We start from the raw sequence: 24,143 nt of genomic DNA on the forward strand, positions 1-24,143 counted from the left end.
TTAACTCCTAATGACCTACTTATGTAACATTTTATATTTTAATGTCTTTTAAGACCATATCTGCGATGTTTTTAATTTCTGCCTTGTCTTTAATTATAAAATGTTCGTTTCTTGCTAAAAATTCATTAACTTCTTTGTTGAACGAATTTTGATTAGCATTGATTTTATTCAAAGTATTTTCAATATCATTTTTAACATCATAAACAAACTCAATAGCTTTTGTAATTATTTTTTCAGCATTATAACGAGCAATATCGTAAACTTGCTTTGTCTTAAGAACTCCGCTGTCTATATACTCTTGTTTTTTACGAAAAATCTCTATTTCTTCTTTTAGTTCCTTATTTTCTTTATAAAGTGCCTGAGCGTCCATTATAAATGACCTCCAAAGTTTCAATTTAACGATATTTCATTAGTTTTTTGAAACTTATCACTAAATTCTTTATTCATACCAACGATTATATTAAATAGTAAGTCGAAAATAATCATTTCTCCTGGAACTGATGAGATTGATGGATATTTTATTTTATCAATATTCATTGTATGAGTTTCTAATAAATAAATATCATCGCAAGACATGGTACCTATATGATTTTTAGTGGTTTCAATGTCAGTTGTTAATATCAAAATAGGTATTTCTTTGGTCATTGACCACTTAACAGCCTCAATAATTTCTTTTGTTCAACCTGTTCTTGTTACAAATACACAAAAATCTTCTTTGCCAAAAAAAACTGCTCTTTGTGCAAAACTATGTATATTGCTTACTCTGATTGCATCTATATCTATTCTTGCTAAGTTAAGTACAAAAGAGTTGATAGATGTTTGCTCTTGTTCAATACCAAACACAATTACTCTTTTGGAATTATATATTCTAGAAGCTATTTCTTCTATATATTTATGATCGATTGCGTCTAATGTTTCATTTATTGTAAATAAAGCACTACCTCTCACATTATGAATAATTTGTTCAATAGTCTTATTATCTCATAATTTGTAATAATCACTTTGCATTCTTGATTTCTCATAAACAAACATTTGTGCTGCTTTGAAACTTTTGAAACCCAACTTTTGACAAACCCTTGTCATTGTACTCGAACTTACATTACTTGCTTTTGAGACATCTTGTATTGAATGACTACAGAAATAATCGGGGTTTTCATTAATTTGCTTAACAATCGCTCCTTCTGTACTATTCAATTTACTCTCATCTAATTTAATTATTTTCATAATACCTCCATTACTTTTTCTTTTTGAAAGTTACTTTAGATCAATCCTTAGTATCTGAACGATACCCTATTTCTTCTAAGTGTTTTTTTCTTAGCGTCTTTAATTCTTCAAGACTTGCGCATCTTTTCAAGTCATTGATGTATTTTGTTGATAATCTAAGGATTAAACTAACCCCAAATTTATCTTTTTTGTGTTTCTCAACCTTTATAATTATAACCATTATTAAAAGAATTGAAAATAGTAAAATGAACCCAAAAGTAGCAAGATAAGGTACTCAGAGGTTTTGTGTTAGTTTTCAATCAACAGCGAATTCACCAGCATTTTCAATGTCTGTAAAGACTAAATTGGTGGCTCCAACTCATCCTGCTTGCATAACATTCATCATATAACGCTGTGGGAATGCATAAAGGAAAGAATTCAACCAATCATACTTAGCTATAATATTGTAAGGATAGGCACAACCAAGCAAATAATAGGCTAAAATATACAAAAGTAAAGCTAAAATTAACGCCATACTTGATCTTTTGAAAAAAGTGTAAATACTATAGCTCATAAGAACCGATAATAATCATAGGAAGAAAGCTCCGCTTATGAACATAGGTCAATTTACATGTTTAACTAATTCCATTTGTGTATCAAAGACTATTAATGTTGATGATAATAGTGCTATTGATACAATCACATTAATTGTTAATGAAGATAGAATATATGCAAATGGTTTTATTCACACATTAATTGGTGTGTAATCTATTCTTTTAGTAAATCCCGTTTCTTTATGGCTATTTAAACCACGATAAAAAGTATGTAGACCATTTCTAATAATTAAACTACCAATTGCAGAAGATAATATAAAAGGGTCATTCTCTCTATAAAGAAGTCATATTCATAAAACAAAAAATATTATAACTATCCCCAATAATATGTTTAATGGTGAAACAAAAAAAGTCTTAAGAGATAATTTATAAAAATCAAAAAATACTTTAAAGTTATTTTTAAATTTGAATGTTTTATTAGATTCCTTCATTATTGTCACCCTTTTTCGAAGCTGAGTTTTTTTTCAACTTTCAATATTTTTTTGCTAGACTTTTTTGTTTATTTAATATAATGGTTTCATTTGATTTATTTATTTCATTACGAACTTTGATAATTTCTTTAAGATCATTTACAGAACTTGCTCTTTTTATCGTGTAAATTATTCCTAAATGTTTGTTTTTATTAATAAATCTTTTGTATTTTCTATTCTCAAACTCAAAAGACTTATTAAAAATGAAAGTCACCAATATTAAGGAACCCATTATCAAAATAATCGATACTAAATAAGGGATCCAAGTATGCCCACCGTATCCAAATCCTTGATCAAAGTCAGGATAGGACATATTTGATGAATTGATTCAACCAGCGTCCATTATATTAAGTGCATATCTTTGTGGAAATATATAACTTATATAAATGATAAACTCGTTTTTTGCTAATAATTTGTATGGGATACCCAAACCAAGTAAAAATATTGCTCCATAATAATAAATATTACCAATAGCTAACGCTCATTCTGTTTTTTTGATTGTGAATGCTACTATAAAAGCAATCATATTACACATAATTACAAGAAGTAAGTAACCACTTATGAACATTATCCAATTTACATCCTGTATGGACATTCTTTGATCTTTATACAACATTGCTATTGCTACAATTATTAAGGAAACAAGCAGATTTATAACGTGATTAAATATGATTAAACTGAAAAAGACGAAAGTTTTAGATACTCTTGTTGAGAATATTCTGTTAAAAAAGTTTTTAGCTTTAAATTCATTTAGTGTTCTGATGAAGTTGAATAAGCAATTTCTAATACAACTAACCCCTACTGCAGACGCTACTACAAAGGGGTCATATTTTATTGAGTTTGATCCAACCGAAGTGTCTTTAAAGGATAATCAAACTATCAAAGTTATGATTGTTATAATTCACCCTGAAAAAAGGTTGAATATATCTTTTTGATAGTTTTCCATTTGAAGTTTTCATAAGGTTTTAAATACTTCTCAATGCTTATTCATCATTAAACTCCTTTCTAAACACTAGTGTTTTTTTGCTCTAGATTTCGTAGTTGTTTTTTACTTCTTTCTTGTCTTTTTAAAATTTTAGCTTCAAACTTCATGATTTTAATCTCTTCTTGAATATATTTTTTCTTAAGAAGTCTTAGCTGAGTTAGTTCTTTCTTTGACAATTCGGCGGTAATTTCATTTCCATCTACTATAATTTTGTTAGTTTTAAAAACACCGTATAAGTCGTTTGATAAATATTTTGGAAAGAACTCTACTTTTTGTAAATAACGTTTTATTAATCTTCAATAATTATGTGTAGTTCCTACTTTTTTATATTGCTTTTTCAAGTCTTTGAATAATTTTATTAGTTTCTTGATTGCTATTTTAACATCGTCAATAGTAGATTTATTCAAACCCGTTGATGCTAATGTTATTATTTTTTGGTGAAGTTCTTGACTATTGAAATTAATATTTTTTATTTTATTAAAGATTTTATCATTTTGAACAGTTTCAATATTATCAAAACTATTTATGAATACATCATAAATCTCAGTTGCTTTTTCTAATTTTTTTTCATATTTTTTTAATATAGGTTTAAATACTGGGTCCGGTTTTAATTTCACTTCTTTTGATTCGATAGTTTTCATAACCTTTAAAGTATAGTCTTCAAATCTAGTGTTAGAATCTCAGTCATTAACATAATCATCTGACAGTATTAATCCTGATTCCATAACAATTATTCGATTACATAGGTAATCGAAAATTGAATTATCCGGTGAAATGACTACAAATGTGGCCTTGTGCTCCTCTTTATATTTTTTCAAGAAGCTCAAAACTTTTACCTTCATATCCATCCCTATTGTATTTGAAACCTCATCAAGAATTACTAGTTCAGGTTTGTGAATGAAGGCAAGGAATAATGAAAATAATTGCAATCACGACTTATTACAAGAGTTTAAGTAATTATCTCATCTATCTTGTATATTAAAAACACTTGAGAGTTCATCCAATCAAGCTTCATCTTCCATATTGTATATAGATTTATATAAATTAACGATTTCTTTAACTTTGAATCCATCTGGTCAAATGGTATCCCTAAACTGAAAACCCACTGAAGATAAAACGTCACCACGATTAAAATTATATTCTAAAATACCACCTGTCTGCCTGATTTGATTAGCAATCAATCTTCCTAAAACAGTCTTTCCAGATTGATTAGGACCAATTATACCAATCCCATCTCCCTTATATATTTTTAGGTTTATTTTTTTAATCGCTCAGACTTTTCTATCAAAAATTTTCGAGATGTTTTCCAATTCAACAAGAACTTCTTTTTCCTTTTGCATATATTTAACCTCTTTTTTATACTTTACCTTTAATAAATTCCTTTACTAACGATAAATATTCTTCTGTATTAGATATCAATGATCTTATATGAGATCCTTTTTCAAAAATTTTAATTTTATCTTTAGTATCTAAAATCTTTCTTAAATTATATATCTTTTTTGTGTCTTCGCAATTAGTAATTGTATCTTCTTTTGAGTGGATGAACAAAATAGGAAAACTTTTGTCACAATTCACAATCATCTTTGACAAATTATGTTTCATTACATCAACGCCGTAATCTTGTTGATAAACTTGTATCGTTTCATTTACAACATCTTTTAAATAGTTTGATATAAGTGGTGTGATATTTAAGAATAACTTATTAAAAATTTCACGAACACCAAAATATGGTGAGTCAGTGATTCCAAACTTGATTTTATTTTTTTTCCAATCAAAGTCTTTTCGTAATGCAAAAGCATTAACTGTAAATGCTCCCATACTAAAACCAACAAGTCCAATTGATTTTGGTTTGAATGAAGCGTTAACATATTTGATAACTTGCATCAAATCTTCAACTTCGTTAGTTCCAAGAGTTACTAATCCTTTTTCAGATTGTCCATGATTACGGAAGTCAAAAGCTAAAATGTTAAACCCCAAGTCATTTAAATATCAAGTTGATAGTGCGCTAGATTCTTTTGATGAAGAATAACCGTGAACTGCTATTATTCATTTTTTAGATTTTTTTGGACTCAAATGATAGATTGCACTTAATGTAACATCTCCTCCGATACTAACTTGTTTTCAACCATTTGTGTCTAGACATATTATTCTTCTATCTACCTTCTCGGTTATCAGAGACTCGTTATATAAATGTAAAACACTTTTAAAGCCACCTTGGTTGTAAATACTTTCATTAGCTTTTGTGTTATTTAGATACTTTATTAATTTCTTTGCCAGTAATTTGTTGGTCATCTTGTACTCCTTTATATAAATATATTACAAAAAAAATCTACAATTAAGTAGATTTTTTAAACTAACAACTAGTTTGTGTTTTTCAATGAGGACCAGTTCTACATTTTTTTCAATCTTTGTCAATGATTGCTAATTTTTCAGAATACTCCTCTATGATTTTTGTAGATTGTTCTCTTGTTAATAACTTTTTATTCAATTTTGCACCATAGTGCTTGAACTGACTTGTTCCAAATGCTTCATAAGATCTAGAGTAAGGTTCAGTATAGTCCACCACATATGTCTTTGGCATTGCTCTTGTATAAAGTGGAAGAACATTGAAGTTTTCATATAACATACTGTACTCTTCATTTGCGAACTCTTTATATCTTTTTGTTGTATCAGTTTGTTCAAGATCAGTCTTTTCATAATCATTTGAATATTTATATCAGCTATTAAATAAATCTTTTGTTTCACTTGTAATTAACTTTTTATCTACGTAATATTTTCCCTCAAACATTTCATCATCTGTTGCTGATGCTTTTGATTTGAATAATCTTTTATTTCCATTATAAGCGGTATATGAACCACCAAGTGTTAGTGTTTCTAAAAATGTTGATGGGTCTTTAAAATCAGGAGATCAACCAGAAACAAACATATCAAAGTTACCCTTTGATGCTTCTGTTCGATATTCATCTGTTGAAGTAGGAACAAAAGTTTCAATTTTTATTGGGTTATTTGGAATTGCATTAAATGTTTTAACCATAAAGTTAACATATGGATTTAATGATGTACTTGTTGAAGGATTTAAAATAAATCTTAAAACGACTTTACCATTTTTTCTTTCAAGTTTCTCTTTTTCAATAAATTCATTAATACTTTCAATTAATTGAGACTGACTTTTACCCACTAAAGCTTCTGATTTGTTTAAATATGCATCATTACCATCTTTCAAAGTTCAACTTTTTGAAGCTAAGTTGTTTTGTATAGTTGATTTTTGGTCGTATATATCTGAAATATATTCTGTGTAATCTTTATTAGACTCACTTGGGTTTTTCGCAACATCAAATCCTGTATATGTATTTCTAAGCATTTTAGAAATCTGAGAATCATCAATTGTTTTTGAAAATGCTCTTACAAATTTACTTCTTTCAATTGATGTAGATAAGAATGCTCTAACATCTTTTGACTGTAATAATTTTGATGCAGAAAGTGCTTGTGAGTTTCCTTTATTTAAAGCAGAGTTAAAGAAATTATAGAATAATAGAAATGTTCCTGGACTATCTGCTGATTTTGTATAATAAGCTCCATCAAATTTAGGATTATCATAATCCTTACCAATGTAATCATTTCATCCTTTTAAATCATCTGCAGACAAATTAAATCCAGTAATTGAACCAGACTCAAATAATGTTCTAGTTCTAGATGAAGAACCAGCTTCTAAATAGCTATACTCGAGTCTTTTTATGTTTACATTTTCTTTAAGGTGATAATTTGGGTTAGCTACTAAAACAATCTTTCCATTTGGGTTCACCACTTCAGGGATATAAGCACCATTAAAATATGCTTCCTTATAATCTGTAATCATACCTTTATATGGATCATAAATTGGTGAGAATACTGAGTAGTTTAATAAACTTTCAAAATAAGGTGATGGTTTAGTAAGTATAAAAGTTAGTAAACCTTTTTCGTCGTTGGCCTGTATTCCGAAATCATCTTTATGATTTTCAAAAACTTTATCTATCAACTGACTTGACGAACCTCTTGATTGTTGCTTGTCTAGATTTTTGATCTCATCGTAAATTGTATCAGCACCTTTGATAAATGATAATCAAAGTGTAGAAACATCAGAACCATTATTTTCGACTAAAGCATATTTAGCTGCTTTTATAACATCAGAAGGTTTAACTTTATCTACCCTCTCACCTTTGCTATTTGTTCAAAAAATATTATCTCTAAACTTATATGTTCATTTCTTAGAATCCTCTTCAGACTTACCTACTGTACCTTTTGAACCATTTTCTTCACCATACTCACTTTCAACTAATGCACCATACATTCTTCCGTAAGGATCTGATGAAATTAGTGTATCATTTGTATCTGATAAAAATCGTCCGTCTTCCGCTTGCATAGTATGAGCTGTGTTTCAACTTGTGACGTTGAATTGATAAATTCCTTTATAAGTTTCATTGTCTATTTCTCTATTCATCAGTGATGACAGAGATAATCCACATGAGACAACTGAGGAGGTAATTAATGACCCACCCATTGCCACACTAGATAAACTTAGGAATTTTTTAAATAGTTTATTCATTTTTAGCTCCTTTCTCGATTTTTAAGATTGCTTTTTATTTTTCTAATTTCTCTTGAATTCGCTCAGACAAAGTGCCCTGGTAAAATTTCTTTAAAATATGGTAGCTCAAATATGTAATCGAAGTGTTCTTTTTCTGGTTCATATAATTGAAGTTTTGTTTCTTTTGCTAACTCTGGTTCAGGAATTGGAATTGCAGATAACAAAGCTTTTGTATAAGGATGTAAAGGATTACTAAACAACTCTTCAGCAGGTGCAAGTTCAACAATTTGACCATGATAAATAACAGCAATTCTATCTGCAATATACCTTACAACTGATAAATCGTGAGCTACAAATATAAATGTCAAATCTAATAGTTCTTGGAATTTTTTAAATAAGTTTAATACCTGTGCTCTAATAGAAACGTCTAAAGCTGATATTGGTTCATCTGCAACTATCAATTGAGGTCTCATAGCTAAACTTCTTGCAATACCAACACGTTGTCTTTGACCACCAGAGAATTCATGAGGATATCTTGATAAATGTTCTGGTAGTAAACCAACAGATTTAACAAGATTTAGTATAATATGTTTTTTAACCATTGAGTGAGTTACTTGTTCCATTGTTAATTGATCATGAGGATTTTGCTCGTTATGCTCTTTCAAAAATCTTTCTCTAGCTTCGTCACCTTTGTAAAGTTCTGGGAAGTTTTCCATTCCTTCTGCAATAATTTCTTCGATTGCCATTCTATCATTTAATGATGAACCAGGATCTTGGAAAATCATTTGTATATTTCTTCTATTTTTTCTTTTTTCTTTTCTTGTTTGACCAGCAAACAAGAAAGAGTTTTTAACAAATTCATCAATAGAAGGTAATTCTAAGAACTCAGTTAACTCTATAAATGAATCAACTTCATCTTCAGAATATGGATTTTGAATGTCTTTCCATTTGTAGAAACTCTCTATCAACTCTTTGTCTTTAACAATATTTTTTTGAATTATTTTTTTTATTTGTTCAAGTTCTTTAGATAAATCCTTAAGTTCTTTTTTTGATAATGTTGCATTGTTGTCAATTAGGTTTTTTAGATTTCTTTCAAAGTCTGTATTCTTTAATTTGTTACCTAATGAGACTATGCGCTCATCGATTGGGTGACCTTCACTCAATAAACTTAAAATTTTCTTAGAAGCATTGGTATTGAAATTTTTGTTTGACCAAAAATCTTGAATGTAGTAAGACAATTTTTTAAAGTTTTCATCCGATTCATCAATACCTTGGTTTTTTAAAATATTTAATTGATTTACACATTCTTTTCAGAATTCGTCTCTTTTTATATAAATAAGTTTATTGTAGTAGTTGATGAAAGATTCTCTCTTACTTTTTGGTGCTGATAATGCATATGATTGATATTGCATATCAGAGACTCACTTGATTTTTTTCAAGTAGTCTTTGTGATTTTCAACAAGTGTGTTTCATTGTTTAAATATTGCTGTGAAAAACGCTTCAATATCTTTATTTTTGTTAGCAATGAACTTACCTCTTAAATTTAAAATCTCTTCAATGCAGTTATATACATTAGTTGCAAACTCCTTTAAGTCCAAAACTGCTTCTTTAGTTTCTATGATTTTAGATAATACAGATTTCTCAAGTTTTTTTGAGATTTCAGGTATGTATGCGTTCAAGTTTGTAGTGAACTTAATCATTCTGTCTTGGTTTTTAATTATTCTATTGATGTCTTTTAAGTTATTTAATGAAATATCTTTAACATATTTTATTTTGCTATCTTTAAGCTTACTTTTTAGCTCTTTAATATCTAATAATTTATTTTGGTCTTTGTAAAAATAATAAATATCTTTTAATGCTTCCAATGTTCTATCAAGTTCTTTTGAAGTCATATCAGCCTTAATTAACATACTATTAATTTTTTTTGCAATATCTTTGTTTAAAGTGTATAAACTTGTTGGTTTACCCCCTACGATGGTGTCATTCATATAAATTGCACCATCTTTAATTGGTTGAACACCAACTATAGCTCTACCAATTGTTGTTTTTCCAGAGCCTGACTCACCAACTATACCAAATATTTCTCCTTTATGAATATCAAAACTTGCTTCCTTTACGGCTTTGAATTTCTTTCCTTTAGTGCGAAACTCAATTACAAGGTCTCTAATACTTAAAAGTATGTTTTCTGTATTTGTTGACATAATGTTAACCTACCTTTTCGGCCTCTCTAATTGTTTCTTTCAAGTTATTAAGAATAGCTGGTTTTTCAACTTTTGGTGACCTTGGATCTAATAATCAAGTCTTAGCAAAATGAGTTTCGCTAATTTTGAACATTGGAGGTTCCTTGATATAGTCAAGTTCTAATGCAAATTTATTTCTTGGTGCGAAAGCATCTCCTTTAATTTCATTAAATAATGATGGAGGTGTACCTTCAATTGAATAAAGTTCATCACCTTTTTTACCTAATTGTGGTAATGAAGATAAAAGAGCTCAAGTATATGGATGTTTTGCATTTTCAAAGATATCATTCACTGTTCCAATTTCAATAATTTGACCTGCATACATAACCGCAATTCTATCCGCGATTTTAGCAACAACACCTAAGTCGTGAGTAATAAATATTACAGTAAACTTATATTCATCTTGTAGACTTTTAATCAAGTCTAGAATCTGTGCTTGTATGGTTACGTCAAGCGCTGTTGTTGGTTCATCACAAATCAAAACTCTTGGTCTTGAAGCTAAGGCTATGGCAATAACAACTCTTTGTCTCATACCACCTGAATATCTTCCAGGAATATCTTTAAAACGTTTTTCAGGATCAGTTATACCAACTTTTCTTAATAATTCTATAGCTTCTACTTTTGCTTCTTTTCTACCCATACCTAATTGTTTTCTTAATACTTCGGTAATTTGGAAACCAACAGGTAAAAGTGGGTTTAATGAAGTCATAGGATCTTGGAAAACAGTAGAAATTGTTTTACCTCTAAGTTGTCTAACTTCTTTTGAAGCTTTTATTTTATTTACTAAGTCCGAGTTTTTAACTCGTTTTCAATCGACTAAGATATTGTAAAAATGATCTGTATCCAATACCTTGTTATTAATGATAGAATGACACAATGTTTCTAACTCCACTTCGAAACGCTTTAAATGTTTTTTAAGTGAGAAATATTTTATAACGAAACTTTTTTCTTCGTCAGTTCATTCGTTATTTGTGTCAATAAATCTTTCAATCAATAAAATGATTTTAGATATTTTATTTTTACATAACATATCTATTGGTTTGATTTTATTAATATCGATTTCATAGCGAATAATTTCATCGAAGTAACTATTTACAATAGAATCACGAACTTCGTCGTTTTCTATTATTTCTAATTTTTCTGATATTAATTTAATTTTTGCTTCGACATTATTTATTTTTTTGTTTCGTAAATTAGATTTATTGAAATCGACATCTTTTGATAATTCGTGTAAATAATCTTGCTTGTTTTTTAATAACTCATTGTATTTTGTTTTATTATTATTTTTGATTTCAATAATTTTGTTTACTTCTTCTTCGTTATTAAATAAGCCTGCCTTCAAACTTGCAATTTTTTCTTCATAAATTTTTTGCAAAGTTTCATTAGTTTCATTTGATAACTTTTTTTCTAATCTATAAACTTCTAAAAAATCTTTTTCTGCTTTTTTAGACAAAAACATTGGATTAAGCTTATAAATACTTCTAATTTTTTTTAATATTTTTTTAATATTTTGCTTATTAGTTTTAACCACAACTTTAATCAAGTCTTTAGAAATTAATGGACTTTGTAAGTTAACCAAGTCTAATGGTTCTTTAAAATAAACTTTTGTATCATCGACTGACTCTTTATTTGGTCTATAAACTATAGAACCATTACTAATTCACCCGTTAGATTCAAGCATTCCAGTAAAAGTTTTCGTGATAACAGATTTTCCAGAACCAGACTCCCCAACTATCGCTAGGATTTCTTTATCAAAAATATCTAAATTTACATTTCTTATTGCTGTTAAAAATCTTCCTCTAACTTGGAATTTAACTTCCATATTTCTAACAGACAATATTCTTTTTTCTTTATTCATGATTTGGTTTCCTATCTATGTGTTTTTGGATCCAATGAATCTGCAAATACTTTTCCTACTAAAAAGAACAACAATGAAATTCCCCCAACAAAAAATACTGGTATTAATAGTAAGTGTGGGTATACTTCTCAATCAGAACCAAGAAGTAGTTCATTCAAAATAGAACCTAAAGATGCAGAGTCTAATGTATTTGTTACAAATCCAAAGTTGTAGTAAGCAAGTAATGAATCAATTGCTATAGCAGTTGGTATAGCAAATGATGCTGTTTGAATAACGATTGGTAATATTTTTGGCATAATATTTTTTCTGATTATTTTTGAACTCGGAGTTCCTAAAACTTTTGAAGCAATATTATATTCTGTGTTTTTAACCAACATAATTTGTACTCTAATAATACTTGAAAGAGCAATTCAACTTGTTAGAGAGATAGCGAATATCAGTATCGGTAATGTTGTGACACCCCCAAATAGGAAAATTACTATCAATCACATTATCAATGAAGGAATTAAGCTCATAAATCTAGTAATCTCGATAAACAATATGTCTAATCTTGTATAGAAACCTCAGATTGCACCAATAAGTATTCCTAAAAATATTTGAATAGATGCAACAATTAAAGTAAAGATTAAAGTTGTTCTTGTTCCTATTCACATTTTAGTTCATAAATCTTCACCAAATTTACCCAAACCAAATGGGTGATCTCATGATGGATTTTCGATATCGATACCTGGAGTTACTACTGGAACAGGGTCAGAACCAATACCAATAGTTGAAGCAAGTAAAATTATTGTAATTAATAATAATGTTGATATGATAAATGTTTTTGATTTAGCTATTCTTGTAAAAACTGACTTTCAATAGCTATATGGTTTATTAGTAATTCTTTCAGCTTCTTCAACCCTACTACCAACAACTCTAAAAAGAGAGTTATCAATAGAAGACATTTCTTCAGCTGTATATTGTTTTTGATTCATAAAATGACTCTCCTTTATTTTGTAAGTTTTATTCTTGGGTCTAATACCGCTAATAATAAGTCTCCTACTAAGCTTGAAAATACACCGGCAGCTGCAGAAACATATATATAACCTAGCACTACAAATGTATCTTTGTTAGAGACACCGTTAAGAATGAATTTACTCATTCCATCAATTGACCAAGTTCTTTCAACAAGTATACTTGATCCAAACAGGGTGATAACAAATACCTCTGGCATTGTTTTAATAAGTCTTATCCCCGCATTTCTAAAAATGTGAACATAAAACACATACTTTTCACTCAGACCTTTTGATAATGCAAATTTTGCATAATCAGTTGTCATCTCATCTATAACAAATCTTCTTGTTTGAACAGCTATCATTGGCATAATTAATAGCATTACCCCAATTACTGGTCAAATTTTTGTGAAAGTGGATGATCCATCATAAGTACCATTGGCACCAAACAGATATATAGACATTTTATATAGTAGTGAAATAACTACCAAAGCAGGTATTGCACTTATAACTAAACTAGTACCGTTTATAGCACTATCAGCAGGCTTGTCTTTATTTTTTGCAGCTATAATTCCTAATGGAACACCTAATAAATATGATAGTAAGACAGCAGTTCCTCCGACAGTAAATGAAACTGGAATAGATCTTGCAAAAGCACTTTGAACTAATGAAAGAACTTGTCCTCCACTAGCTTTGTTCATAAATACTCCTAAATAAAATCACATTCTTGTTAGTTCACCACCAACTTCACCTGTAACTCCATCAACAACCGGATTTAGAATTATGTCTTTTGGAATAAAAGGGGTAATGTTTCTTAAATAAATAAACATTTGCTCTAACATTGGTCCCGCAACACCAAAGGCCTTCATCCTATTATTCAATAATGTATTATATCTTTCATCACCGTATTGAATACCTAGCTTTTCTAAATTTACATCTGATAAATAAGCTGCATCTGTAGTTACAATTCTTAGCATTATAAATACAAATGCAATTGCTAAATAAAGTGTAAAAAATGCGTAAATAATTCTTTTCAGTGAGTAACCAAGAAGTGGCGCTTTTTGAATGAACTCTTCTATTGAGCCAGTTGATTTATTGAAAATATATTTTATTTTTCCAAAATAACTTCTTTTCGAAGAACTAATTTCATTCTTTAAAGAAGTAACTTCAACTAATTGCTCAAGTGTGAGGTCACCAACATCAGGGTTTTTGTTTTCTCTTTTCATGATAATTAATTTATCCTTTCTATTTTATTTTTATTTCTAATATTAGCCATTTGTTTATGTTAATTATGAGAGATAAAAATAAAATCTTTTTTGAGTTTTTTTGATGAGAAGTAAATCTCATAATTTGAGTAAGCAAGTAAAATATTTAGTTTTAGCACATTAATTAATGTTTCTTATAAAACTTTAGTTTAGTTTCTAACTTACTTAGATAAATAGTTTGATAAATAGTTTTTTTAATAAATATCATCAATTAAATTTTAAACTAATGTTTAAAGATAATTTATAAAAATACAAAAGTATTACTTAGTTAATTTATTTCTTAAATAAAAACTTTTAAATTTACTATTATGCTAGTTTGATAGATTACTGATATTAAGTATTATTCATAAAAAAAAGAGTGTTTCCTTTTATAAAATATTTTGACAAACTGCCAAATCAACATTTATAAAATAAAACACTTTTTCTCATTTATTAAAAAATTAAAATACTTATCAGTATGGTAATTTAAAATAGTTTTCCAAATTTTATAAATATCCGATTCGGTTAGTCAAATTCTTTTCGTTTCAAATGTACGCACCATTTTTAACGTAAGTATTGCATTTAAAAAACATATTTTTAAATGACAATGTAGGAATAGCAAAAAAGGCAATCATTTTATTAACTTTGCGGGTGTTTAATAAACATGACATTTTTTTGTCCTCCATCGCCTAATAAAATACTAGCAAAAGAAAATGCAAAAAGCAAGCATCTTAAAAGCCCATTAATAGGGGGTTTGTGTTATCTAAATATTAAGAAACACCTAATTACCCCCTTTTTATGGTAACTAATTAGTATACATAAAATCTCTTAAAAAAATAAAAAACAACCAAATAACTATATGGTTATCAGAATGTTCTGTATAACTCTTAGTATTTATGGTTGTATAGTTGTTAAATTATCATTCTTTTTTCAAGAAAGTTGGATATTCGCCATCTTCATCATCAGAAGTATCTTCAATTTTTTGAGCAACTGGTTGAACTTGAGGTTGAACATGAGCTTCTTTTCAATTTTCAACTCTTCCAGCAATGTTGTTTGAATCATCTTGTTGGAAATAAGACGGTCTTTTATCAGCGTTACTAATAAAAGATGTTCTTTGTTCGTAAGCTGTTTCTAAACGAGGTTCTTCAATTACTTTTTCAGAAGCCTTTGTTGGCTCAACTTTTTGATTATAAGTATTATCAACTTTTATATTTGGTTGAACATAGTCTTCATCAAAACCAGTGGCAATGATAGTAACAATCAATTCATCTCCAAGATGCTCATTAATTGCCAAACCAAAAATGAAGTTAACGTCCTCACCGCTCGCTTGTTGAACAATATCAACTGCATCATAAGCATCGTTTAAAGTAACTTCTGTTCCACCAGTTACGTTAATTATGGCATCTTTAGCTCCACGTATTGAAGTTTCAAGGAGAGATGAAGTTATTGCTTTGTTAGCCGCTTCGATAGCTTTGTCTGGCCCAGAACCAATACCTATACCAAATAAAGCATTACCTTTACCGCGCATAACTGTTCTTACGTCAGCAAAATCGAGGTTAATAACAGCAGGAACCGCAATTAGATCTGTAATAGTTTGTACTCCTTGTTTTAAAATGTTGTCGGCTTCTCTGAATGAGTCTTTTACTGGAATTCCACCAATAATTTCAAGTAAGCGATCATTTGAGATAATAATTATTGAGTCCACATATTTTCTAAGTTCACTTACACCTTGTACAGCATATGAATTTCTCATTCTTCCTTCAAAACGGAAAGGCTTTGTAACTATTGCGATAACCAAAGCTCCAGTTTCCATAGCTATTCTAGCAATCTCAGGAGCAGCACCAGTTCCAGTACCTCCACCCATTCCAGCGGCAATAAAAATTAAATCTGCACCCGACAAAACTTCTTTTATTTCAGTTTCTGATTCAATAGCTGCTTGTTTTCCAGTTTCTGGATTAGCACCTGCTCCAAGCCCTTTTGATGTTTGTTTACCAAGTATTAACTTAGTTGGTGCTGAACTTGCTGCTAACACTTGTGAGTCTGTATTTGCAACGATAAACTCAACACCTTGAAGATTTTCTTCAACCATGCGGTTTACGGCATTACAACCTCCTCCACCAACACCAATAACTTTAATTTTGGCAACTTGATTAAAATCTAAATTTACAGACATATTATTCTCTCCTATTTTATCTATCTCTTTGCGTATTTATAATACCATTTTGAGGTCCGATATTACTATCGTTTCTTAAACTTTGGGGATTGTTATTTTGATTATTATACACCTGATTAGGTATTTGATTTGGATAATAAATTTGACTATTTCAATTATTTATTCCATGCGGAAATTGTTGATATTCAAAACCTTCGTTCGGTGGAATGTTGAATTGTGGTCCAATTATGTGTTGATTAAATCCAAATGGTGGTTGACCCATTGGATAATTGATTGGTCTCTCAATTGTGTTTGTGCTTGTCTTAAATACAGTTTTGTGCTTATTTTTAATATGATTGTACAAAATGGCTCCACATAAAGCAGTTGCTCATATTTCGCTAGCACCCGTTACAACAGAGAAGTAAATTAAAGACTTTGTTTTATATTTACTTTCCAATAAAATCTTTTCAAAACCAGAGACTTCGGTTATTTTACCTGTATGATAAATTTTAAAGTTTGGTGGTATGTTTTCAAATTCTTTTTCAATTTGTTTATCGATTATTTTTATAATTCCTTTGAAATCATACATTAACATATCCTTAATTTCTGAAGATGTTAGTTCATGAGTAATTTTTTTATCATTTAAATATTTTCTGTATATAGGAACACTTTTTTGATTTTGTGTTGCAAAATCCGTAAGTTTAAAAAGGTATTTCTCAGCAACATCATACTTAGAATACATCTTATTAGCTAATGATTCTACAATTGAATTAACCCCCGAATTAATAGTAATTACTTTTACAAGTGTTTCCTTACCAAAAAAACCAAGATCAATTTGATTAATGTCCCAGTTAACTAAAACAAAGTTTTCTCTAAAATTCTCGTTCTGGGCACATTGTAATGCCAATGCGTAAAGACGATTGTTTTTGTTCAAGATAGTTTTGTTACATTTCTCAATAATTTTATTATGACTCTCATAAACCTCTTTGGCAATTGTGTAAACTTTTGCTTTCATTGTAACAGAATTAGCCATTACACCAATCGGTGGTTCGCTCTTTGAAATGGTATTATTGATTGTAAAAGAATATGGTCTAATATTAAATACTATGTTTTTTTCATCGAAGTTAACTTTTTTGGCAAGTGAATGAAGTTCTTCGATTTCTTTCTCACCAAATATTTTAGGATGTTTTTCAAGAAAAACAACTGGAGAAGCTTGTTTGATATTTAATGTTTTTGTCGGATAGACCACCGCTATACTCTCGAGTTTTTCTTTAAAAGTTATTTCATATCTATTTATTGCTCTATTAACACGATGATATACTGCATTAATATCAACAACTTCATCTCGGTCATTTAATCAATTACCTTTAACTTTATCTTTAAAAATTACTTTAAGTTCTCTGCTATCACGGTATTTACCAACAATAAAACGAATTTCTTTTTTAGTAATTTCTAAAGCTGCATAAACTTCTTCAATCATAATTAACTCACTTTCTTTATAGACCACAACTTAGCACTTCGCGACCTTCTATTATTTTCTAATTCCACATCACTTGGAACAATCGGTTTTTTAATAACTAACTCAAAATCTTTATTCTTCAGATCAACTTGTATTGGTAATTTAGCAATAAACTTATCACTTGAATGCACGGTATTTGCTTTAAAAATATCTTTAATAATTTTTTCCTCTAAAGAATGAAAGGTAATAACTACCAATCTTCCATTTTTATTTAGTAATTCTAGTGAGTGGCTTAAAGATTTTTTTAAAACTTCAAGTTCATTGTTAACAAATATTCTTAATGCTTGAAAAACCTTCTTTGCTGGATGTTTTTTCTTTTTCAAAACTTTTTGAGGTAGAGATTTTTTAATGACATCAACAAGTTCGAATGTTGTCTCTAGTGATTTTTTCTCACGGTATTTAATTATGTTTCTTGCTATTTGAAATGAAAAACTTTCTTCACCGTATTTAAAAAAAACATCTGCAAGTTCTCTTTCAGAATAATTATTTATGACAAATTTAGCAGTAAGTTGATTATTTATTTTATCCATTCTCATATCTAATTCAGCATCAAATCGATAACTAAATCCTCTATCACCAACATCAAACTGTGGTGATGAGACACCTAAATCAAATAAAATACCGTCAACTTTTTCGACACCTTCTAATGCAAGTAAAACTTTTATATTTTCAAAATTTCCTTGCATAATGGTGAAATTATTTGCAATTTCTTTTAGTACACTTTCACTTTCCTTGATAGCTTCAATATCTTGATCAATCGCAAATAAATGACCTTTTTTTATTTTTTTTAATATTTCAGCACTATGTCCTGCACGCCCTAATGTGCAATCGACATAAATACCATCTTCTTTAATATTTAATAATTCTAATGATTCTTTTAATAATACAGATGTATGTTTTTGCATCTTTATTTTGCTCCGCCCAATTGTTCTGCTGCTTCATATATCTCTAGTTCATCAGTTTCCTCAATCATTTTTTCATATACAAACTTATCTCAAATTTCAACTCTATCTCCTAGCCCTAAGATATAAACTTGTTTTGAGATATTAACTTTATCCAATAAATTTGTTGGGATTTTTATTCTTCCTGCATTGTCGATGCTAATTTCATCTGAATTAGATAAAATTAAACGTTCTATTTTACGAGTTGAAGAATTAAAACTACTTTTTTGCCCTAAATCAGAAAGTAGCTTTTTAAAATTCTCTGGGGTTCTCACTTCTAGACAATTCTCTATGCCTTTTGACACAAATATTAAGTCACCTAACTTATTTCTAAGTTTTGAAGGTATTGTTAACCTCAACTTATCGTCAAGATTATGCTCAAAAGTACCTAGAAGCATACATTTTCCCCCACTTTCTCCCACACACTAATTATTATATACCACTTCTTTACATAATCAAGTTTTTTTTCTTTTAGTTTTAAAAATAACTCACTTTTAAGGTGAGTTATTTATTTATGAAATAGTCATTATTTCTTGGTTGTAGTTGAATAGAGAAGGTTCTCTAAATGTAGAAATATAATTTTCTACTTCTAGTTTATATTTCTCTTTTGCATTTTGAATTACTGTTTTGAGTTTTTCTGCCTTAGTTTTTTTGATGTTTTGATCTAAAACATTAGTAAGAGATCTTAGTTTTGCTTGTTGTTCAGTTACAAGTTGTTTCATCAATTTTTTTTGTTGCATTTTATAGTTATTGATAGCAGTATTGTTTGCTTTCAAAGCTATTTTTTCGCTAATTATATGTTTTTTATAAATGCTTTTTTCTTTATTTTTAAATACTTTATGTTTATGTAGAAGTTCTTTAAAATGAATATTTATTTTCTCTAATGAGTAATTATATTTTTCATTTTTTGCAAGATAAGCAATTTTCTTATTTTTTTTAAGTTTTGATATACTACTTTTCTCTTTTTTTATATCCATAATTTTGCTTTTAAACAAGTTTTTCTCATTTATAAAGTCCTTATTCATTTTCTCCATTAGTTCTATATGTGCTTTTTTAACAGAACCTATTTGCCCTTTATCGGATTGGATTTCTACTAAAAATCTGAACATAAATACGTGCATGGTTGTAGCGATAACAATCGCTAATAAATACCATAATACACCTATGTAGCTCATCTCCCACGTAGTGACACCACCAAATAAAGCAATAATAGGACCACCTCATGCACCGACTCAACCAGATACATGGAACATTCCAGCTAGCATACCAGCGACCCCAGAACAAATAATGTTTGGTAAGAAGGCAGCTCAAGTATATTTAGCAGCAAAAGGAATGGCACCTTCAGAAATACCCATAAACCCAAGTATTGTTGCATTTACACCTAATGCTTGGTCTTGTTTGAATTTTTTTCTAAATATTTGTGAACATATTCCTGCACCAAGTGGAGCAATTGCGAAGGCAGCTGCAGCACAACCCATTGCCTTACCACCATCTGTTGGAATCAATGCGGTTGCACCAAATGAAGCGATTTTATTGATTGGTCCACCCATATCAATACCAGCGATCAATCCTAAAACAAGTCCAAGCGCAGCCATACCCATTTTAGAGTTTTCCATTTTTTGTAAACCGTAATTGAAATATCCCATTAATAACCCGAATATATTACCAAATAAGAATAAAGTAAATATTCCGTAAATTAAGGTTACGAATACTGGAATTATGATGATTGGCATAATTGGTTTTAAATAGTTACTAACCTTTCATTTAGTATTGATTCACTTAACAGTGTGACCAACTAAAAAACCAAATAAAAGAGCAGCAAATATACCACCACCATTACTTGGGAACAAAGTGTCCATAGAAACTTCGTCTCCTGTCATTGGTGAAGTTATGTTACTGTGGAAAATACCTCAATGTCATCACATCGAAGGGTTGGTTCCTGCACTAGTCAAAATGAAGGCCGGAGTAATAGCACTTCTTCCCCCAATTGAGTTAGCAATATAAGCCCCCATCACCGGAATCATCACACCAAAACCTATGTTAGCGAACTGATTTAAGTAATAAAGTATTGATATAAAAGCACTATTTATCGTGATAGTCGCAGTATAACTACCATCATCACCTCTAATTGCTTCTCAGGTTGCTCCCCCTTTTACATCTAGGTTATGTAGTGAGACACCGCTTTGGACATAAGTATTTGAATTTCCATTAAGTTTTCCACTATAGTCTAGTCAGGTTCCATAAGTTAGTTTACCGATTCCTGTTACTATAGCAAAAACAATCCCAGCAAAAACAATAAAGGGTATCATAAATGATATACCACTCATTATATGTCTTATTCAAGCTTTCCCGTCTTTAAGATCAAAACCTGTTCCTTCATTATAACTATCAGCCTTCATTTCTTTGCTTTTTATCAGAGATTGTCGCAAATGAAAAACAGGATCCTCTATTAAGGGTTTTGTACCAACTTTATATATTTTTTTACCAACAAATCTGTCAGTATCGATTGCTATATCATTTGCCAAAATTACTACATCGGCCTTTTTGATAGACTCTGACGATAATATAAATTCTGGACCTTTTTGTCCTTGAGTTTCCACTTCAGCAAATCAATCCATTTTGGCTGAAGCATCTAATATTGCTTCTCTAGCCATATAAGTGTGAACCACACCCGTAGCACATGCTGTTACACCCACTACTCTGATAGATTTCTCATTTTGAGTTTCTTTTGTCGGACTTTTAGTTTCTTCACTAATAAGAAACGATGTTATTTCTGTTTTATTTTTACACTTTTTCAAAAAATCTTTATTTTTCTCGCTCATTAATTTTGTTGCTATACCACTTAATATATCTAAGTAAGTACCGGTGCCTTCTGGCACCAACAAAACTATTGCAACTTCAACTTCGTTTTCGTCATCTCAAACAATTGGCTTGGTAAACCTATATACGAACACAGCAGGTTTAGCAATTTTGGGGTTTCTCGCGTGTGGTATAGCAAAGCCACCGCCAAGTGCTGTTGATGATAAAGTCTCTCGTTCTTTAAAACTTCCTATCAATTCTGGTATACTTTTCACGATTTCTCATTTATAAGCATTATTAGCTATGTGTGAAAATAGTTCTTCCTTACTTTTGATATCGATATTTAAAAAAATGTACTCCGTATTGATAATTTTTTCATTCATAAAGTAACTCCTTTCATGGGTTCCACCACATTTAAGATTATATTACTTTACAAGAATAAATTCTAAATAAGTCTAATTTAATGGAATATTTTTTAATGTTTTATTGTACTTTCAATAATCTTGACTGTCTTATGATATGCTTTTCGTTCTGTTTCTTTAAGTTCTTGATAAGACTCATGGCTAACCAATCCAGAAACTTCATTCATGAAGTTTGAATAATGATAATATATGGAATTTGTTAGATCTAAAGCTTTAATTGGATTAACAGATTTAATCAAGTCACTTAAAGTTTTATCTTCGTAATCTAGAAATTCGCTGACTAAGTCATTTTCTGCAATTGCAATACATATGGAAATATTCATCAATTCAGCTGATATTTCTTTGAATAAATTCGTCATTTTTTTTGTCTCCTTTCATTATAACTATCGACGATTATTTGGAGTATTTTATGTATTTTCGTATGTAAATGATAACTTCTAATTTAAATGAGACCTTAATTATTGAGATAAAAAAAACACTAGTTAAACTAGTGTTCCTAAATTTTAGTTAAAAAACGTTTCAGTTTTTATGTTTAATTTTCTCATTTTAATCTTAAAGATGTGATTGTTGCATAGCCTACAGCTAGAACTATTGAGATTCCTAAAAATATACAAAACTTCGTGTCTAAATCAAATGTACCATTTCAGGCTGCATTAAAAGGATCGATACAATATTTGAATACATTTAAATAAGTTGCATATTTAAGAATATCGCTATTCATTATCAAATCAATTGGCATTATTGAACCAGATAAAAAGGCGATTGGCACATAAATCACATTTGAGATTGCAATATAAGTAGTTGTTGAGTTAAATACACTTGAAAGCATAGTTCCTAATGTTACGGATGAAACCAAGATAATTACAAAAAATGGTATCATTTCTAAAAATTGTTTTGGCATGGCAACCAATTCTCAAGTATAAGTTGACCCAAAAAATATTCCAGCCCACAATTGTGTTCAAAGAAAACCTATTATCATAAATATAAATCCCATTATAACAACAGATAAAACAAATGATACGGGTTTAATGGTAGTGGCACCTATTCGCTTTAATAAAACGGAGTTTTTAAACTCAATTATAGTTTGTGGAATAATAAATATCCCCACTGATATGATCTGAAGAACAGCCAGTGACCCTACCAAGGTGTGCAATAAATCATAATCATTAGTATTTGGATTGAACTTTACACCTTTAAAAGCAAACCCTTCTAAAAATAAAAGTATGATAGGAAATGCCAAGACAAAGAATGGAACTGCAAAACCTTTAAAATAATATTTTAAAAGGAGATTTATCAGTGGTATGTGCTTTCCTTTTTTTCTGCTTGTATTAACTATTTTGTCTATCTTATTTTTTTTCTTTAAAAGATTTTGTTCAATTTCTTTGTTGATATTTTTGGCTGCTTTATCATCTTTAAATCTTTTTCAAGTATAGTTGTAAATTGAGCCATGTTCTTTGATAATATCAGATACTAATCCAGCATCTTTGATTTCTCCATCACTTATGTAAATATATTTTTCACATAGGTCTTCAATTTCAGTCATAATGTGGGTAACTAAAAACATCGCTTTATTCTTTTCAATCACATTCTCACGAATAAATTCAAAGATTTCACCACGAACCTCAATATCCAATCCAGTAGATATTTCATCTAATATTACTAAATCTGGGTTATGAATCATACTTAGCAAAATATTAACGCGTTGTTGTTGACCACCACTTAACCTCTCCAGAAATTTGTTACGAAAAGGATTAATTTGGTATCTTTTTAATAATTTTGTGAGTTCTTCTTCTGACATAGGAACATTGAAAGCCTCTAAATAGTATTTGATCATATCAAAAACAGTTATTCCTATTGGATATCTAGATTCTTGAAATTGTAAACCAATTTTCAAGTTTTCTTGACGAATAACTTGTCCTGAGGTTGGTTTTCTAATCCCTCCAATTATTTCACTTAGAGTAGATTTCCCACCACCGTTAGCACCAATGACACCAATTCTATCTCCTGGCATAATTGTTAAATTTATATTGTTTAATGCTTTTTTTGTTTTATAAGTTTTTGTAATATTTTTTAATTCTATTAATGGTTTTGATAAGTCAATCTCTTTTGATTGCTTTTTTAAACTCATTGTTTCATTTCTCAT

The 24,143-nt window shown here is 29.3% G+C and carries 18 protein-coding genes; all 18 read right to left on the reverse strand.

Annotation, left to right across the window (positions count from 1 at the left end):
- Positions 1 to 31 precede the first annotated feature (31 nt).
- The gene (locus ACI2WZ_RS03825) at positions 32 to 370 is read right to left on the reverse strand and encodes a hypothetical protein (protein ID WP_500244696.1); all 339 of its coding nucleotides are present in this window, start codon (positions 368 to 370) and stop codon (positions 32 to 34) included.
- Positions 370 to 1,224, reverse strand: a complete 855-nt coding sequence (locus ACI2WZ_RS03830; RefSeq protein ID WP_500244697.1) for a MurR/RpiR family transcriptional regulator — start codon at positions 1,222 to 1,224, stop codon at positions 370 to 372. Before ACI2WZ_RS03830 ends, ACI2WZ_RS03825 begins: the two co-directional genes overlap by 1 nt.
- 10 nt (positions 1,225 to 1,234) lie before the next feature.
- Positions 1,235 to 2,248: a hypothetical protein gene (locus ACI2WZ_RS03835; protein WP_023789810.1), complete on the reverse strand. Its 1,014-nt coding sequence runs from the start codon at positions 2,246 to 2,248 to the stop codon at positions 1,235 to 1,237.
- Positions 2,235 to 3,278 (reverse strand): ABC transporter permease, encoded by a 1,044-nt coding sequence (locus tag ACI2WZ_RS03840; RefSeq protein ID WP_500244698.1) that lies wholly within the window; start codon positions 3,276 to 3,278, stop codon positions 2,235 to 2,237. Before ACI2WZ_RS03840 ends, ACI2WZ_RS03835 begins: the two co-directional genes overlap by 14 nt.
- Positions 3,279 to 3,292: 14 nt before the next feature.
- The gene (locus ACI2WZ_RS03845; RefSeq protein WP_023789814.1) at positions 3,293 to 4,612 is read right to left on the reverse strand and encodes an ATP-binding cassette domain-containing protein; all 1,320 of its coding nucleotides are present in this window, start codon (positions 4,610 to 4,612) and stop codon (positions 3,293 to 3,295) included.
- Between the two features lie 16 nt (positions 4,613 to 4,628).
- Entirely contained in the window at positions 4,629 to 5,564 is a 936-nt protein-coding gene (locus ACI2WZ_RS03850; protein WP_500244699.1) for an alpha/beta hydrolase, read from the reverse strand.
- Positions 5,565 to 5,625: 61 nt separating this feature from the next.
- The gene (locus tag ACI2WZ_RS03855) at positions 5,626 to 7,854 is read right to left on the reverse strand and encodes an ABC transporter substrate-binding protein (RefSeq protein WP_500244700.1); all 2,229 of its coding nucleotides are present in this window, start codon (positions 7,852 to 7,854) and stop codon (positions 5,626 to 5,628) included.
- A 2-nt stretch (positions 7,855 to 7,856) separates the two neighbouring features.
- Complete coding sequence (gene oppF, locus ACI2WZ_RS03860) at positions 7,857 to 10,034, reverse strand: oligopeptide ABC transporter ATP-binding protein OppF (protein ID WP_500244701.1); 2,178 nt, start codon at positions 10,032 to 10,034, stop codon at positions 7,857 to 7,859.
- A 4-nt stretch (positions 10,035 to 10,038) separates the two neighbouring features.
- Complete coding sequence (oppD, locus tag ACI2WZ_RS03865) at positions 10,039 to 11,931, reverse strand: oligopeptide ABC transporter ATP-binding protein OppD (RefSeq protein ID WP_500244702.1); 1,893 nt, start codon at positions 11,929 to 11,931, stop codon at positions 10,039 to 10,041.
- 11 nt (positions 11,932 to 11,942) lie between these two features.
- Positions 11,943 to 12,905 (reverse strand): oligopeptide ABC transporter permease OppC, encoded by a 963-nt coding sequence (gene oppC, locus ACI2WZ_RS03870; RefSeq protein ID WP_500244703.1) that lies wholly within the window; start codon positions 12,903 to 12,905, stop codon positions 11,943 to 11,945.
- 14 nt (positions 12,906 to 12,919) lie between these two features.
- Positions 12,920 to 14,149 carry an oligopeptide ABC transporter permease OppB gene (oppB, locus tag ACI2WZ_RS03875; RefSeq protein ID WP_023789826.1) on the reverse strand — a complete coding sequence of 410 codons (1,230 nt, stop codon included), beginning with the start codon at positions 14,147 to 14,149 and terminating at the stop codon, positions 12,920 to 12,922.
- A 934-nt stretch (positions 14,150 to 15,083) separates the two neighbouring features.
- Positions 15,084 to 16,340, reverse strand: a complete 1,257-nt coding sequence (gene ftsZ, locus ACI2WZ_RS03880; RefSeq protein ID WP_500222128.1) for a cell division protein FtsZ — start codon at positions 16,338 to 16,340, stop codon at positions 15,084 to 15,086.
- A gap of 16 nt (positions 16,341 to 16,356) precedes the next feature.
- On the reverse strand, positions 16,357 to 17,799 hold the full coding sequence (locus tag ACI2WZ_RS03885) for a hypothetical protein (RefSeq protein ID WP_500244704.1): 1,443 nt from the start codon (positions 17,797 to 17,799) through the stop codon (positions 16,357 to 16,359).
- Between the two features lie 2 nt (positions 17,800 to 17,801).
- Positions 17,802 to 18,743, reverse strand: coding sequence for a 16S rRNA (cytosine(1402)-N(4))-methyltransferase RsmH (rsmH, locus tag ACI2WZ_RS03890; protein ID WP_500244705.1), 942 nt, complete (start codon positions 18,741 to 18,743; stop codon positions 17,802 to 17,804).
- Between the two features lie 2 nt (positions 18,744 to 18,745).
- Positions 18,746 to 19,201 carry a division/cell wall cluster transcriptional repressor MraZ gene (gene mraZ / locus ACI2WZ_RS03895; RefSeq protein ID WP_166484607.1) on the reverse strand — a complete coding sequence of 152 codons (456 nt, stop codon included), beginning with the start codon at positions 19,199 to 19,201 and terminating at the stop codon, positions 18,746 to 18,748.
- A gap of 90 nt (positions 19,202 to 19,291) precedes the next feature.
- Complete coding sequence (locus ACI2WZ_RS03900; protein ID WP_500244706.1) at positions 19,292 to 21,961, reverse strand: PTS fructose transporter subunit IIABC; 2,670 nt, start codon at positions 21,959 to 21,961, stop codon at positions 19,292 to 19,294.
- A 92-nt stretch (positions 21,962 to 22,053) separates the two neighbouring features.
- A complete protein-coding gene (locus ACI2WZ_RS03905) occupies positions 22,054 to 22,359 on the reverse strand; it encodes a hypothetical protein (protein WP_023789843.1) in 306 nt (101 codons plus the stop codon).
- A 173-nt stretch (positions 22,360 to 22,532) separates the two neighbouring features.
- Positions 22,533 to 24,143, reverse strand: a complete 1,611-nt coding sequence (locus ACI2WZ_RS03910) for an ABC transporter ATP-binding protein/permease (RefSeq protein ID WP_500244707.1) — start codon at positions 24,141 to 24,143, stop codon at positions 22,533 to 22,535.

The organism is Spiroplasma endosymbiont of Megachile willughbiella, from assembly GCF_964273395.1.
In the GTDB taxonomy this organism is placed as follows: Bacteria; Bacillota_I; Bacilli_A; order Mycoplasmatales; family Mycoplasmataceae; genus Spiroplasma_A; species Spiroplasma_A apis.